The sequence below is a fragment of the Microbaculum marinisediminis genome (genome assembly GCF_025397915.1).
GTDB classification, from domain to species: Bacteria; Pseudomonadota; Alphaproteobacteria; order Rhizobiales; family Tepidamorphaceae; genus Microbaculum; species Microbaculum marinisediminis.
The window spans coordinates 441,595-456,301 of sequence record NZ_JALIDZ010000004.1 but is presented as its reverse complement, the minus strand read 5'-3'; the positions used below and the strand labels follow the sequence as shown (position 1 = coordinate 456,301).

Genomic DNA, 14,707 nt, shown 5'->3' with positions numbered 1-14,707 from the left:
GACGGAAAGTTAGCATAGTCGGCTGATATCAGATAGTGTCTGCGCCGCAAAAGCCTTAACGGGCAGAACGGACTACGGGGGTAGGGGAACTTGGGCACGCGCGCGACCTATGCGCTTGCGATCGCGGTCATCATCCTCTCGGTCGCCGGCATCCGCCTTCTCGACCCCGATCCGCTCGTCAGGCTGCGGCTGCTCGCTTTCGACGTGTTCCAGCGCCTCGCCCCCCGCCCCGTCGATCCGGCCTTCCCGGTCCGCATCGTCGATATCGATCAGGCCTCCCTCTCGGCCTACGGCCGCTGGCCCTGGCCACGCGAGCTGGTCGCCCGTCTCGTCGTCCGCCTGGAGCAGCTCGGCGCCGTTGTCATCGCCTTCGACTTCGCCTTCCCCGATCCCGAGCCGGACCCGCTTGCCGCGCTCTACACCGCGCTCGAGGACCGGCCCGAGGCGCGCACGCTGCTGGACCAGCTACCGAAGCCGCGCTCGGGCGACGACGCCTTTGCCGCGGCGATCGGCGAGGGCAGCGTCGTGCTCGGCGCGATCGGCCGCGCCGACGCGGGGCCGGAGATACCGCCGGCACCGACCTCCTTCGCCCTGCTGGGCTCCGATCCCTCGCGGCACGTTCCGACATTCAGGACGGCGACGCTCAACACGCCCGTGCTCAACGATGCCGCCGCCGGCATCGGCTCGCTCAACTGGTTTCCGGAGTCCGACCAGATCGTCCGCAAGGTTCCGCTGGTCGTGCGCTTCGGTGATGCGCTCTATCCCTCGCTGGTCTCCGAAACTCTACGCCTGGCCGAAGGCGCGGACACGATCGCGATCCGCTCGTCCACGGCCGGCGGCGAGGGCAGTTCGGTCGAAAGCGGCATCACCTCGGTGCGCATCGGCAACCACCGCATTCCGACCGAGGAATCGGGTCAGATGTGGCTCGCGTTCTCGCCGCACCGCACCGAACGGTACATCTCCGCCGCGTCGGTCCTCGACGGCACCGTGAAGCCGGAGGACATCGCCGGGCGGATCGTCGTGATCGGCACCAGCGCGCCGGGCCTGTTCGACCTGCGCGCCACGCCGCTAGACGCGGTCCTGCCCGGCGTCGAGGTGCACGCGCAGGCGCTCGAGCAGCTGCTGCAGGGGCGCCTGATGCTGCGGCCGGACTATTCCACCGGGCTGGAGATCGCCTACACGGCCGTCGGCAGCATCGCGCTCGCGGCGATGATCTACTATCTCGGCGCGTTCACCGGCGCCCTGGCCGGCGCGCTGGCGGTCATCATCGTGCTGACGGTATCGTGGGTGGGCTACCTCCGCTTCGGCATCCTGCTCGATCCCATGATGCCCTGGGTCGTGCTGACCGTCGTCTACGGCTTCGCCACCGTCTTCTTCTATTTCCAGACGGAGCGGGAGCGTAATCGCGTACGGCAGGCGTTCAGCCACTACATCGCGCCGAGCCTGGTCGAGCGCCTCGCCGAGCATCCCGAGCAACTGACGCTTGGCGGCGAGACCCGCGAGCTCACGGTGCTGTTCAGCGACGTGCGCGGGTTCACCGGCATCGCCGAAGGCTACCGCGACAATCCGCCGGCACTGATCGCCCTCATGAACCGCCTGCTGACGCCGCTCACCAATGCGATCACCGAGCGGTCGGGCACCATCGACAAGTATATCGGCGACGCGATCATGGCTTTCTGGAACGCCCCGCTCGACGATCCGCACCACAGCCGCCGCGCCTGCGAGGCCTCGCTGGAGATGATCGACCGGCTGAGGACGCTGAACGCCGCCCGCCGGTCGGAGGCCGCCGAACAGGGAGCGGACGGCGCGGTCGCCGAGCTGCGGCTCGGGATCGGCATCGCCACCGGCGTGGCGATCGTCGGCAACATGGGCTCGGACATGCGCTTCGACTATTCCGCGCTCGGCGACGCGGTGAACCTCGCCTCGCGCCTGGAGAACCTCACCGCCTACTATGGCGTGACCACCCTCGTCTCCGACGCGGCATGCCAACGGGGCGCGGCCGACATGACCGTGCTCGAGATCGACACCGTGCGGGTCAAGGGACGCGAGCATCCGGAACGCATCTGGACGATCCTGGGCGGGTCCGAGCTGCAGGTCGATTCCTCGCTGCGATCGGTCATGGAACAGTTCTCGGCCGCGCTGGCCGCCTATCGCCGGCAGGACTGGGCCGGCGCGCAGCAGCAGTTCGCCTCGCTCTCCCGCGCCGCGGCGCCGTACGGCCTTTCGGACCTGGCCGACCTGTTCGCCGAGCGCTGCGTCTATTTCGCCCGGACGCCGCCCCCGGCCGACTGGGACGGCGTCTGGCAGGCGCAGAAGATGTAGGCCGTCTCAGAAGATCTTCGGCAGCTCGGCGATCGGCATCGGCCCGAGGAACACCTTGCCGTCGCGCATCTCGATGGTGCCCGACACGGCCGTGCGCCCCTCGATGTCGTCGGGGCGGCCGGCGAGGCGCAGCGCCAGCGCCATGACCGGGGCAAGCCCGCCGAAGGCGCCCGCGGATCCGGGAGTGGTGAGATCCGGTCCGGCGAGCTTGATCGTCACCGAGCCCTCCGGCCGGCCGGCGCCGTCCGGGGTGAGCGTGCCCTCGGCGCGCAGTTCGGTCTCGCCCTGGGTGGCGCTCAGTTTGCCGACCTCGACGCTGCCGCCGTTGGCGCGCCAGGCGGCGAGGAAGGCTTCCGGGTCGCGCGGCGGCGGATAGGGCAGGGCGCCGAGCCGACCGACGAAGCTCAGATCAACCGCGTCGGACGGCCCCATGCCGTCCGGCGTCACCACCAGATCGATCGTGTCGACGGCGATGTCGACGTCATGGGCGTCGGGGGCCGTGTCGGCCTTGCGGCCGTGGATGCCGACCCGGCTCGCCGTCACGGTCGCGCCGCCACCGGGGCCGCCCACGGCAGGATCGGGCATGGCTGTGAAGCCGGTGATCGCCAGGTCCCCGCGCGCGATCTGTCCGCCGGGGGCGCGCAGCGAGCCCTGCAGCAGATCCCAGTCGGTATCGACGGCGAAGGCCGGCCGCCGCTTGTTGCCGCCCTCGATGCGCACCGGTCCGTCGATCTCATAGATCACGTGGGTGAGGTTCCACACCTGCGCCACCGCCCGGAACCCGCTCGCGCTCGCGCGCACATGCGGCTTGGCGTCGGCGATATCGACGCTCGGCTCGGTACAGCGCACCTCGACGCGGAACGGATAGCCGCCGACGCTGCGCTCGCCGCAGGCATAGGTCCGCCCCCTGGCCGCCTCGTCGGCAAGCCAGGCCGTTATCATCGCGTCCGCCTTCTGGGTGCCGAAATACCAGACGGCGCTCCAGCCCGCCGCCACGGCGACGACGGCGAGCGCCACGAGCACGACAAAGCGCGGCGGCCGGCCGAGCTTTCCCGATCCGGTGCTGTCGGAAGGGGTTGGGGCGGAGTCTGGCTCAGTCATGGACGTATCGTACCGATCGGCAAAAGCGGGATTGCGGCGAGGTCTCGACCCGAACAGGTCTGGACCTGGACATTGCCAACCGATCGCGGCGCTGATAGGGCAACCGCCCGCACGGGCGCCCTCAATGGTTGCCCCGATTGGGTGATCTGGATCGGCAGCGCGTCGGATGGCGACCTGTTTCGAGTGACGGGACTATGAGCGACTTCTGGGTGTTTGGCTACGGCTCGCTGATGTGGCGGCCCGGTTTCGAGCATGTCGAGCGAGTGCCCGCCCGCCTGCGCGGCCTGCACCGCTCGCTCTGCGTCTACAGCCATGTCCATCGCGGCACGCCGGACAGGCCCGGCCTCGTGCTCGGCCTCGACCGCGGCGGCGCCTGCCTCGGCGTCGCCTTCCGCATCGCGCCGCAGGCCCGCGCGGCGGTCGTCGACTATCTGCGCGCCCGCGAGCAGGTGACGATGGTCTATCGCGAAGTGACCCGCCAGATCGAGCTTCTCGACGGCAGCCACCGGGCGACGCCGGCGCTGTGCTATGTCGTCGACCGCGCCCATCAGCAATACGCCGGCGCGCTTCCCCTCAACCGCCAGATCGAGCTGGTTAGGCAGGGCCACGGCATGTCCGGCCCCAACGTCGACTACGTGCGCGCCACCCTCGACCACATGGACGAGATCGGCGTGGTCGACAAGCGGCTCGCCGTCCTCGGCCGGGCCCTGACGGACCAAGCCTAGCCGGCGGAGCCGTCCCCCGACCCGATCGGAAAATCGGCCTGCTCGGGAAATCGACCTGTTCGGAAAATCAATCTGTTGGGGAAATCAGGCGGCGACACCCTGGCGGGCGCGGTCGCGCGCGCCGTCGCGGTCCGCCGGCCGCGGCCCGATTGCCGCACGCAGGTCGCGCAGCGCCTTGACCCGCTCCACCGCGCCGATCGTCACCAGATGCACGTGCGCCTCGCTCGCCCCGGCGGCACGCGCCGCCGCCAGCGCCTCGTCGAAGCGCCGTCCCACCGAGAAGCCGATCCACACCGCTTCCCGGCGGCCGTCGGGATGTACCGCGGCGAGGATCACCGGCGCGCCGGGAAACTCCGCCGCCATGTCGAGCGGGAAGGCGCGCGTCAGATACCGGCGCCCGCTTTCCCCCGTCCAGTGACGGAACTCGGAGGCGAACGGAATCCCGTCGAGCACGCTCGGCACGGCAGGTTCGCAATCGACGACGTTAAAGGGCGCAGTCATAGGAACAAAGATGGAACATCCGACATCGCGCGTCAATCCACATGAGATATCTGGTCTAACGCACCTCACTGTGGAAGGTTTCATACGGACATTTCATTGCGATGCCGTTACCACGGCCGCGCGTCGTCGATTCATTTGTTTCACGATTGCCGGTTCTGGCCGTGATACTCGGGGTTGGGCCGCATGTCGGTCGCCGTCGCCACCCGGTTGGTCATGTTGAAGAACGCCGCCACCGAGGCGATGTCCCAGATGTCCCGGTCGCTGAAGCCGACATCGCGCAACGCCTGGCGGTCCGGCTCGTCGATCGCCCACGGCATCTCGGTCAGTTTCCAGGCGAAATCGAGCATCGCCCGCTGCTTGTCCGTCAGATCGGCGACGCGGTAGTTCATCACCATCATCTCGCCGAGCGCCGGGTCGCCGGAATACTGGCGCACCGCCTGCCCGTGGGCGGTCAGGCAGTAGAAACAGTGGTTCACGCTGGAACAGACGACGGCGATCATCTCGCGTTCCAGCTTCGACAGGCCGGACTCGCCGAGCATCAAATCGTTGTACATCGCCGTGAAGGCGTCGAGCTTGACCGGATTGAACGCGTAGGCCTTCAACACGTTCGGCACCATGCCAAGCTTTTCCACGCATTTGTCGAAATAGGCCTTCTGGCGATCGGTGAGATCGTCTTCCGGTTCGAGATCGAGCGCGATCACGCGGTCTTCCGACATCCATGTCCTCCGGCTGTTGCGGGTTTCTGGGTCCAGGACACCACGCTAGCACAGCCGCGCGCGGAATCCGCGGCGCCACACCCCACGTCTCGACAGCGTCGTCAATCTGTCGAACACTTCCCGGCAAGCCGTGAGTCGCAAGAACGGAAAACGGAACACGAGGAAACGCTATGCTCCAACGCGACCAGGACAGAAGGCGCGCGCTGATCGAGGCGACCCTGAAGGCGCTTCCGGGCGGTGCCCGCAAGTCGGCGCTCGGCGGGTTCACGGACTGCCTGTATTCCGAGGCCGCCTACGAGGATCTGGCGATCTACGCGCCCGGCGAACTGGCGCTGCTGGCCGAAGGCACCTGGAACTTCACCGCGACACGGCTGCCCGGCAAGCACAAGATCCGCGTCTTCGATCCCGATCCGCTCGACCCCGCGCCGGAGTCGCCGCTCAACTCGGTCACCGTCGTCGAGATCGTCAACGACAACATGCCGTTCCTGCTCGATTCGGCGATGGCCGAGCTGCAGGACCGCAACTACGAGGTCCGCCTCGTACTGCACCCGATCATGGGCGTCGAGCGCGATTCCAGGGGCAGGCGCCGGAAATTCCACGGAATCGAGCGACCGTCCTCCCGGGCCGAGGTGCTGCGCGAGAGCGTCATCCAGATCCATGTCGATCGCATCGATTCCGATCTCGAGCGGCGCGAGCTGGCCGCCGCTCTGGGCCGCGTCGACGACGCCGTGCGCATCGTCGTCCAGGACTGGCAGCCGATGCTCGCCCGGCTCAAGCAGGAGATCGAGGTCTACCGCTCCAACCCGCCGCCGATCCCCGCCGACGAGATCGCCGAGGCCGTGCAGTTCCTCGACTGGATCGCCGACAACAACTTCACGCTCCTGGGCCTGCGCGAGTACGCCTTCGTCGGCGGCGTCGAGGAGGGCCGGCTCGAGCGCGTCTCGCGCGACGAGGGCGCCGGCTTCGGCATCCTGCGCGATCCCGGCGTGATGGTCCTGCGGCGCGGCCGCGAATGGGTCACCTACACGCCGGAGCTGCGCGACTTCCTGATGCAGCCGGTGCCGCTGATCGTGACGAAGGCCAACGTCAAGTCGCTCGTCCATCGCCGCGTCCACATGGACTATGTCGGCGTGAAGACCTTCGACGACGAGGGCGCCCTGACCGGCGAGCTGCGCCTCATCGGCCTGTTCACCTCGACCGCCTACAACCGCGGTATCCGCTCCATTCCCTATCTGCGGCACAAGGTCGATCTGGTCATGCGCAAGACCGGATTCGAGCCGCAGAGCCACAACGGCAAGGCGCTGATGAACGTGCTGGAGACGTTCCCGCGCGACGAGCTGTTCCAGATCGACATCGAGACGCTCTACGAATGGTCGCTGGCGATCCTCCAGCTCGGCGAGCGCCCGCGCATCCGCGTCCTCTACCGGGCCGACAAGTTCGACCGGTTCGTCTCCGCGCTCGTCTACGTCCCGCGCGACCGCTACAACACCCACGTCCGCCTGGCGATCGGCGACCTGCTGGCGCGCGCCTTCGAGGGCCGCGTGTCGGCCTTCTATCCCTTCTATCCCGAAGGCGTGCTGACCCGCGTCCATTTCATCATCGGCCGCTACGAGGGCACCGCCCCGACGCCGGACCAGGCCGGGCTGGAGGCGCAGATCGCCGGCCTGATCCGCATCTGGTCGGACAACCTGAAGGAGGCGCTCGACGACGCCCACGACGTCTTCCATGCCGCCGAGCTGTACCACCGCTACAAGGACGCCTTCACCGGCGGCTACCAGGCCGCCTACCCCGCCGAGGTGGCGGTGCACGACATCTCCGTCGTCGAGCGGCTGGTCGGCGAGCGCCGCCTTCTGATCGACTTCCACCGACCGGACGCGGACCGTCCCGACCGGCTCGGCCTCAAGCTGTTCCGGCTCGACAGCCCGGTACCGCTGTCGGAGCGCGTGCCGATCCTGGAGAACATGGGCTTCAAGGTCATCAGCGAGCGCACCTACCGCATCGCCCGGCCGGATGCCGACGCCGTCGCCGACATCTGGATGCACGACATGGTGCTGGAACGCGCCGACGGCGCGGCGATCGACCTCGACCGCCTGAACGGGCGGCTCGCCGACGGCTTCCTCGCCGTGGCCCTCGGCCAGGCCGAGAACGACGGCTACAACGCCCTCATCGTCAAGGCCGGGCTGGCCTGGCGCGACATCGCCACGCTGCGGGCCTATTCGCGCTATCTGCGCCAGGCCCGCATCCCCTACTCCCAGGACTACATGTGGCAGACGCTGCAGCATCACGCCGACATCGCCGGATTGCTGGTCGACGTATTCCATGCCCGCTTCTCGCCGCAGGTCACCGACCGGGCGGAAAGACTGGCCGGCGAACAGGCGGTCGTCGACCGGATCGAGGCCGCGCTCGAGGCCGTTCCCAGTCTCGACGAGGACCGCATCGTGCGCTGCTTCGTCAACCTCATCCGCGCGACGCTGCGCACCAACTTCTACCAGACCGACACCCACGGCGAGCCGCGCGAGGCCTTCTCCATCAAGCTGTCGAGCCGGCAGATCGACGATCTGCCCGAGCCACGCCCGCACATGGAGATCTTCGTCTACAGTCCGCGCGTCGAAGGCGTGCACCTGCGCTTCGGCGAGATCGCCCGCGGCGGCCTGCGCTGGTCCGACCGGCCGCAGGACTTCCGCACCGAGGTGCTCGGCCTCGTCAAGGCGCAGCAGGTCAAGAACGCCGTCATCGTGCCGGTCGGCGCCAAGGGCGGCTTCGTGCCCAAGCACCTGCCGGTCGGCAACCGCGAGGCGATGCTGGCCGAGGGCATCGCCTGCTACAAGATCTTCGTCGGCAGCCTGCTCGACATCACCGACAACCTGGTCGAGGGTGCCATCGTCGCGCCCGCGCTGACCGTGCGCCACGACGGCGACGACCCCTATCTCGTCGTCGCCGCCGACAAGGGCACGGCGACCTTCTCCGACATCGCCAACGGCCTGTCGCAGGCGCACGACTTCTGGCTCGACGACGCCTTCGCCTCCGGCGGCTCGGCCGGCTACGACCACAAGAAGATGGGCATCACCGCGCGCGGCGCCTGGGAGGCCGTCAAGCGCCACTTCCGCGAGATGGAAGTCGACATCCAGACGACGCCGTTCTCGGTGATCGGCGTCGGCGACATGTCCGGCGACGTGTTCGGCAACGGCATGCTGCTGTCCGAGCAGATCCGCCTCGTCGCCGCGTTCGACCACCGCGACATCTTCATCGACCCCGATCCGGACCCGGCCATCGGCTACGCCGAGCGCACGCGCCTGTTCGCGCTGCCGCGCTCGAGCTGGCAGGACTACGACGCCAGCCTGATCTCCAGGGGCGGCGGCGTGTTCTCGCGCCAGATGAAGGCGATCCCGCTGTCGCCGCAGATGCAGGACCTGCTCGGCATCCACCGCAAGACGGCGACGCCATCCGAGCTGATCTCGGCGATCCTCAGGCTCGAGGCGGACCTGCTCTGGTTCGGCGGCATCGGCACCTATGTGCGCGCCAGCGAGGAGACCGACGACCACGTCGGCGACCGCGCCAACGATTCAATCCGCATCACCGCGGCGCAGATGCGGGTGAAGGTCGTCGGCGAAGGCGCCAATCTCGGCATGACGCAGCGCGCCCGCATCGAGTTCGCGCTCGCCGGCGGCCGGATCAACTCCGACGCCATCGACAACTCCGCCGGCGTCAACTCCTCCGACATGGAGGTCAACATCAAGATCGCGCTCGGCAGCGAGATGCGGAAGGGATCGCTGACGCTGGCCCAGCGCAACGACCTGCTCGTCGAGATGACCGAGGAGGTCGCCGGCCTGGTGCTGCGCAACAACTATCTGCAGACCCTGGCGCTGTCGCTGACCGAGCGTCGCGGGCTCGAGGACCTGGGCTTCCAGCAGCGGCTGATGCGCAATCTGGAAACGCACGGCGACCTCGACCGCGCGGTCGAGGACCTGCCCGACGACGCCGAACTGCAGGCCCGCGAGACGCGCTGCGAGCCGCTGACGCGCCCAGAGCTCGCGGTGCTGCTCGCCTACGCCAAGATCGACCTGTATTCGCGGCTGCTGGACTGCGCCGTGCCCGACGATTCCTATCTCGGCCGCGAGCTGATGCGCTACTTCCCCGAAGCCCTGCAGGCGCGCTTCCCCGGGGCGATCGCCGACCATCGGCTGCGCCGCGAGATCATCTCCACCATGCTGGCGAACTCGATGATCAACCGCTGCGGCCCGACAATGATCGTCCGGCTCGCCGACGAGACCGGCGCCGACGTGCCGGAGATCGCCGCCGCCTTCGCCGCCGCCCGCAACGCCTTCGGCCTCACCGAGGTCAACGGCGAGATCGACGCGCTCGACAGCAGGATATCCGGCGCGCTGCAGCTCGAGCTCTACGCCGGCCTCCAGGACCTGCTCTTGCGCGCCACCGCCTGGTTCCTGCGCAACATCGACATCGAACAGGGCCTCGCCGAGGTCATCGACCACTACCGCAAGGCGACTGCGAAGCTCGCCAAGGACCTCGCCAGGATCGTGCCGGGCGAGGCCGCCGAGCGCATCGCCGCGCGCCGCGACGAGCTGGTCGGGGCCGGGCTGCCGGAAAGCCTGGCGACTCGTGCCGCCGGCGCGCAATGGCTGTCGCGCGTGCCCGATATCGTTCTGGTCTCGGACCGCACCGGCAAGTCGCTCAGCGCCGTCGCCGAGACCTTCTTCGCCTTCTCGGCGCATTTCCGCGTCGACGAGCTCAGCGAGACGACCCGGTCGCTCGCCGCCGTCGACTACTATGACCGGCTGGCGCTCAACCGCACCCTCGACCTGATCCACGAGGCCCAGCGCAAGCTGGTGGCCGAGGTGCTGGCGACGGACAAGAAGGGCAAGCCGGCGCTGGACGCCTGGATCGCCACGCGCGGCGACAGTGTCAGGCGCACCGCCGGCGCCATCGCCGATATCGAGCGCGGTCCCATGAGCCTGTCCCGGCTGGCGGTGGCGGCCAGCCTGTTCAACGACCTGGCGGGCGGATAGTCACCGTCCAGAGGGGATCAGCACCTCGCGCAGGAAGCTGCGGAAGCGGTCGTAGGCGATCTGCGCGAAGGCCGGATCGTAGACGGAGGTGGAATCCGGCAGCACGTCGGGACGGTCGAAGGCATGCGTCGCGCCGTCGAGGATCGCGACGTCGACCGGCGCGCCCTCCTCGATCGCCAGCGCGTAGGCCTCGTCGCACGGCGCCGGGTCGGCGGTGACGTCGGCGGTGCCGTGGATCGCCCAGGTCGGACGGGGCTCGATCTCGCCGGCCGCCGGCGCCAGCGCCGGGAAGCCGCAATAGGGATAGGTCAGGTAGACCGCGGTCAGGCCGGCGAACGCGGCCTCCGGCCACCGTGTCAGGCTGTAGGGCACCATCTCCTGCGGCGGCATCGCCAGGAAGTCCATCACCGTCCAGCCGCCGTGGCTCCAGCCGGCGATCGCGATCCGGTCCGGGTCGACATAGGGAAGGCCACGGGCGAACGGCACCGTCACCGCCACGTCGCCGGCCCGCTCCGAGCCGCGCAGCACCCAGCCGGGGCAGACGTCGGCATAGGCTTCCTCGGAATTGATGTTACGCGGCTTCAGGCTGTCGACGATGATCGCCACCACCCCCTCGGATTTGGCGATATCGGCGTATATGCCCATCAGCGGCCGGCGCTTGTCGCCGTTCCACAGGCCCTCGCAGCCGTGAAACAGCAGCACCGCCGGAAACGGCCCGTCGCCGTCCGGCTTGACGATCACGATATCCGGCTCCAGCAGCGCCAGAAGCCGTGCCGGGGTTCGCTTGTCGGTGAAGGCCCCGGTCAGCGACAGCCATACATACGCGCCGCCGCCGGCCAGGACGACGATGACCGCGATCAGGATGGATACGAGTATACGCCGCATCTATAGATTGTATCACCCGGAGGCTAATGCCGGAAGTGACGCATTCCGGTGAACACCATGGCCAGCCCCTTCTCGTCGGCGGCCGCGATCACGTCCTCGTCGCGCATCGAGCCGCCCGGCTGGATCACCGCCGTCGCGCCCGCCGCCGCCGCCGCCAGCAGCCCGTCCGGGAACGGGAAGAAGGCGTCCGATGCGACCACCGAGCCCTCGGCGAGCGGCCGGGCGATCCCCGCCGCCTTCGCCGCCTCCTCGGACTTGTGCGCGGCGATGCGGGCCGAATCCACCCGGCTCATCTGGCCCGCGCCGATGCCGGCGGTGGCGCCGTCCCTGGCGTAGACGATGGCGTTCGACTTCACGTGCTTGGCCACCCGCCAGGCGAACAGCAGGTCGTGCAGTTCCTGCTCGCTCGGCGCCCGCCTGGTCACGACCCTCAGATCGGTCGCGCCGAGCCGGCCGTTGTCGCGCGACTGCACCAGCAGGCCGCCGGCGACCGAGCGCACGGTCAGGCCGGGCGCGGCGGGATCCGGCAGGCCGCCGGTCACCAGCAGGCGCAGGTTCTTCTTCGCCGCCACGATCTCGATCGCCTCCGGGCTCGCCGCCGGGGCGACGATCACCTCGGTGAAGATCTCGACGATCTTCTCCGCGGCCTCCGCGTCGAGGGTCTGGTTGAGCGCGACGATGCCGCCGAAGGCGGACACCGGGTCGCAGCGCAGCGCCAGCTCGTAGGCCTCGCGCAGGCTCGCCCCGGTCGCCACGCCGCAGGGATTGGCGTGCTTGATGATGGCCACCGCCGCCGCGTCGTTCGGATCGAACTCGGCGACGAGTTCGAAGGCCGCGTCGGTGTCGTTGATGTTGTTGTAGGACAGCGCCTTGCCCTGGAGCTGGCGGGCGGTGGCAACGCCCGGCCGCGCCGGACCGGGCCGGGATTCGGGCGTGCGGTAGAAGCCGGCGCGCTGGTGCGGGTTCTCGCCGTAGCGCAGCGATTCCCCAAGCGTGCCGCCGAAGCTGACCCAGGTCGGTTCGCCGTCGCCCACCGCGTCGGTGAACCAGCGCGAGATCGCCGCGTCGTAGGCCGCGGTGCGCGAGAACGCCTTGGCCGCCAGCCGCTGGCGCGTGCCGGCGCTGACGCCGCCCGTGCCGAGTTCCTCGAGCACGCCCGCATAGTCGGCCGGATCGACCAGCACCGTCACCGAGCCGTGGTTCTTGGCCGCCGCGCGGATCATCGCCGGGCCGCCGATATCGATGTTCTCGATGCACGCCTCGAAGCCGGCGCCGCGCAGCAGCGTCTCCTCGAAGGGATAGAGATTGATCGCCAGCAGGTCGATTTCCGGAATGCCGTGCTGGCTCAGCGCCGCGACATGCTCCGGCTTGGAACGGTCGGCGAGCAGGCCGCCATGCACCTTCGGATGCAGCGTCTTGACCCGTCCGTCGAGCATTTCCGGGAACCCGGTGACCGAGGCGACGTCGGTGACCTGGAGCCCCGCCTCCTTCAGCGCGCGGGCGGTGCCGCCCGTCGACAGGAGCTCCACGCCCTTGTCGGCGAGGGCCTTGGCGAAGTCGACGATTCCGGTCTTGTCGGAAACGGAGATGAGGGCCCGGCGAACGGGCGTCGGCGTGTTCGTCATCGGAAGATCCTGAAGCGGAAGAAAGCGTGTGGCCCGCCGCTTAGCACGATGCGCGGAAAAGGTCACTTTTCGAACCGCCCCGCCGGGGGAAAAGTCAGGTCGGCGGCTTTCGGCCGTGCGGCCACGCCCTGGCCGCCACCGCCGCAACCGCCGCCGCCAGCGGTATCCACGCCTCCCAGGTTCCCATCGTCGCAAGCGTCGCCGCGCTCGCGCCGCACCACAATAGCGGCACCAAGAAGAGCGCCGCCACCGTCAATCTCCCCCCTGACCGACTTATATGGGCCCCACTTACCTTGGCCGTGGCGAGAAGGCCGAGCGTGCCGATCGCCAGCGGATCCGGCGCGATCGCGAAGATCTCGGCGCCGGCGAGGGGCCGGCCGGCGAGCACCGCCACGAACGGATGCGCCAGCAGCGCATAGGCGAAGACGGCCAGGCCGAGCCGGCCGCCGGGGCCGCCGCGCGCGCCAAAACGCAGCCGGCCCCGGACCCCGCCCAGCCAGACGAGCAGCAGCGCCTCGGCGACGAACGGCGCGACGGCATAGCCGGCCGCCCAGTTGATCGGGCGGAACCGCAGCCACAGGAACGTCCAGGCGACGAACAGCCAGGCCGCGGCAAGGGCGAGCGCGATGACCCGGCCCGACCATGGCCGCGGCCGAACGGTCAGGACAAGGATCGCCGCGCCGAGGAGCAACGCCGCGATCTGCGCCGGCCAGACCGCCGCATTATGCAGCTCGAACAGCCGCCAGTAGACGCGGTCGGCAAACAGCAGGAAGTCCTCGGGACGATAGGTCCACCACTCTCTCATCACAGGGAGCGGACGTGATCGGCGATGCGCTCGCGCAGGCGGGCATCCGGCAGCGGGTCGGCGGCGGCGGCCACGTTTTCGCGGGCGTGATCGGGGCGCGTGGTGGCGGGAATGGCCACGGTCACGACGGGATGCGCCAGGATGAACTTCAGGAGGACCTGCGCCCAGTTCGTCGCGCCGATCTCGGCGGCCCAGTCCGGCAGCGGCTCGCGCGCCAGCCGGCGCGTCAGCGCGCCCTGGCGGAACGGCCGGTTGACGATGACGCCGATGCCGCGCTCGCGGGCGATCGGCAATATCCGCTCCTCCGCCGCGCGATCCAGCACGTTGTAGGTGATCTGCACGAAATCAAGCGGTTCGCGGCGCATGACCTGCTCGAACTGGCGGTGCCGGCGCCCCTCCGACGTGGTGATCCCGACATAGCCGATCTCGCCGGCCGCCTTGATCGCCTGCAGGGTCGGCAGGTGCGCCTGCCAGGCGACCAGGTTGTGCACCTGCACCAGCGAGAACCGGGGCACTGTCCACTTGCCCCGAGAGTCCGCGATCTGGGCGCGCCCGCTGGCGCCGTCGGAGGTCCACACCTTGTCGGCGGCGAACAGGCCGTCGGGGCGGCCGAGCCTGCCGAAGCCGTATCCGAGGGTGGCCTGCGACGACCCGTACATCGGCGAGGAATCGATCACCCGGCCACCGGCCGCGAAGAACGCCGCCATGACGGTCGCGCTGGCTTCCAGCAGCACCGGATCAGCGCCGACGTTGAAGGTGATCCAGGTGCCCAGTCCGACCGCCGGGATCCGCTCTCCGCTCGCGGGGATGGGCCGCGTCAGCGGGCCCGCCACGCCGGACTCGCCAGCCGCGAACACGCGCGAGGGCAGCGCCGCCGAAGCGGCGAGCGCGGCCGCGGACGCCACGAAGGCCCGCCGGGTCGTTTCGCCGGGCGCCGCGGGAAAAGACGGGGATCGCCGTCGCATGACGCGGAATCTGGCACAGGCGCGCGGCCTGGCAAGGG

Annotated in this window: 10 protein-coding genes; 3 read left to right on the top strand and 7 right to left on the bottom strand. The window is 69.4% G+C overall.

Annotated elements, in window-relative coordinates:
- Positions 1-90 precede the first annotated feature (90 nt).
- Positions 91-2,322 (top strand): CHASE2 domain-containing protein, encoded by a 2,232-nt coding sequence (locus MUB46_RS11030; protein ID WP_261615948.1) that lies wholly within the window; start codon positions 91-93, stop codon positions 2,320-2,322.
- A gap of 6 nt (positions 2,323-2,328) precedes the next feature.
- On the opposite strand, the gene MUB46_RS11025 is transcribed toward MUB46_RS11030, so the two are convergent.
- On the bottom strand, positions 2,329-3,423 hold the full coding sequence (locus tag MUB46_RS11025; protein WP_261615947.1) for a DUF2125 domain-containing protein: 1,095 nt from the start codon (positions 3,421-3,423) through the stop codon (positions 2,329-2,331).
- Between the two features lie 194 nt (positions 3,424-3,617).
- Here MUB46_RS11025 and MUB46_RS11020 point away from each other — a divergent pair, with 194 nt between their 5' ends.
- Positions 3,618-4,148, top strand: coding sequence for a gamma-glutamylcyclotransferase (locus MUB46_RS11020; protein ID WP_261615946.1), 531 nt, complete (start codon positions 3,618-3,620; stop codon positions 4,146-4,148).
- Positions 4,149-4,232: 84 nt separating this feature from the next.
- Here the strand turns inward: MUB46_RS11020 and MUB46_RS11015 are convergent, their stop codons facing one another.
- Together MUB46_RS11015 and MUB46_RS11010 are read right to left on the bottom strand one after the other, a co-directional pair.
- Positions 4,233-4,610: a hypothetical protein gene (locus tag MUB46_RS11015; protein WP_261615945.1), complete on the bottom strand. Its 378-nt coding sequence runs from the start codon at positions 4,608-4,610 to the stop codon at positions 4,233-4,235.
- Between the two features lie 179 nt (positions 4,611-4,789).
- A complete protein-coding gene (locus MUB46_RS11010) occupies positions 4,790-5,365 on the bottom strand; it encodes a peroxidase-related enzyme (protein WP_261615944.1) in 576 nt (191 codons plus the stop codon).
- Positions 5,366-5,535: 170 nt separating this feature from the next.
- On the opposite strand from MUB46_RS11010, the gene MUB46_RS11005 reads away from it, so the two are divergent.
- The gene (locus tag MUB46_RS11005) at positions 5,536-10,389 is read left to right on the top strand and encodes an NAD-glutamate dehydrogenase (protein ID WP_261615943.1); all 4,854 of its coding nucleotides are present in this window, start codon (positions 5,536-5,538) and stop codon (positions 10,387-10,389) included.
- Here MUB46_RS11005 and MUB46_RS11000 read toward each other — a convergent pair whose 3' ends face one another.
- The 4 genes from MUB46_RS11000 to MUB46_RS10985 all read right to left on the bottom strand — a co-directional run bounded on the left by MUB46_RS11000 (position 10,390) and on the right by MUB46_RS10985 (position 14,669).
- On the bottom strand, positions 10,390-11,274 hold the full coding sequence (locus MUB46_RS11000; protein WP_261615942.1) for a dienelactone hydrolase family protein: 885 nt from the start codon (positions 11,272-11,274) through the stop codon (positions 10,390-10,392).
- Positions 11,275-11,297: 23 nt separating this feature from the next.
- Complete coding sequence (purH, locus tag MUB46_RS10995) at positions 11,298-12,899, bottom strand: bifunctional phosphoribosylaminoimidazolecarboxamide formyltransferase/IMP cyclohydrolase (protein WP_261615941.1); 1,602 nt, start codon at positions 12,897-12,899, stop codon at positions 11,298-11,300.
- Positions 12,900-12,993: 94 nt separating this feature from the next.
- On the bottom strand, positions 12,994-13,704 hold the full coding sequence (locus MUB46_RS10990) for a DUF6064 family protein (protein WP_261615940.1): 711 nt from the start codon (positions 13,702-13,704) through the stop codon (positions 12,994-12,996).
- Positions 13,704-14,669, bottom strand: a complete 966-nt coding sequence (locus MUB46_RS10985) for an aldo/keto reductase (RefSeq protein ID WP_425256245.1) — start codon at positions 14,667-14,669, stop codon at positions 13,704-13,706. Before MUB46_RS10985 ends, MUB46_RS10990 begins: the two co-directional genes overlap by 1 nt.
- Between the last annotated feature and the right edge of the window lie 38 nt (positions 14,670-14,707).

Excerpts from the sequence above, each read along its gene's own strand:
- MUB46_RS11025 (WP_261615947.1), bottom strand. The coding sequence starts at position 3,423 with ATGACTGAGCCAGACTCCGCCCCAACCCCTTCCGACAGCACCGGATCG.
- MUB46_RS11020 (WP_261615946.1), top strand. The coding sequence starts at position 3,618 with ATGAGCGACTTCTGGGTGTTTGGCTACGGCTCGCTGATGTGGCGGCCC.
- MUB46_RS11010 (WP_261615944.1), bottom strand. The coding sequence starts at position 5,365 with ATGTCGGAAGACCGCGTGATCGCGCTCGATCTCGAACCGGAAGACGAT.
- MUB46_RS11005 (WP_261615943.1), top strand. The coding sequence starts at position 5,536 with ATGCTCCAACGCGACCAGGACAGAAGGCGCGCGCTGATCGAGGCGACC.
- MUB46_RS11000 (WP_261615942.1), bottom strand. The coding sequence starts at position 11,274 with ATGCGGCGTATACTCGTATCCATCCTGATCGCGGTCATCGTCGTCCTG.
- purH (WP_261615941.1), bottom strand. The coding sequence starts at position 12,899 with ATGACGAACACGCCGACGCCCGTTCGCCGGGCCCTCATCTCCGTTTCC.
- MUB46_RS10990 (WP_261615940.1), bottom strand. The coding sequence starts at position 13,704 with ATGAGAGAGTGGTGGACCTATCGTCCCGAGGACTTCCTGCTGTTTGCC.
- MUB46_RS10985 (WP_425256245.1), bottom strand. The coding sequence starts at position 14,669 with ATGCGACGGCGATCCCCGTCTTTTCCCGCGGCGCCCGGCGAAACGACC.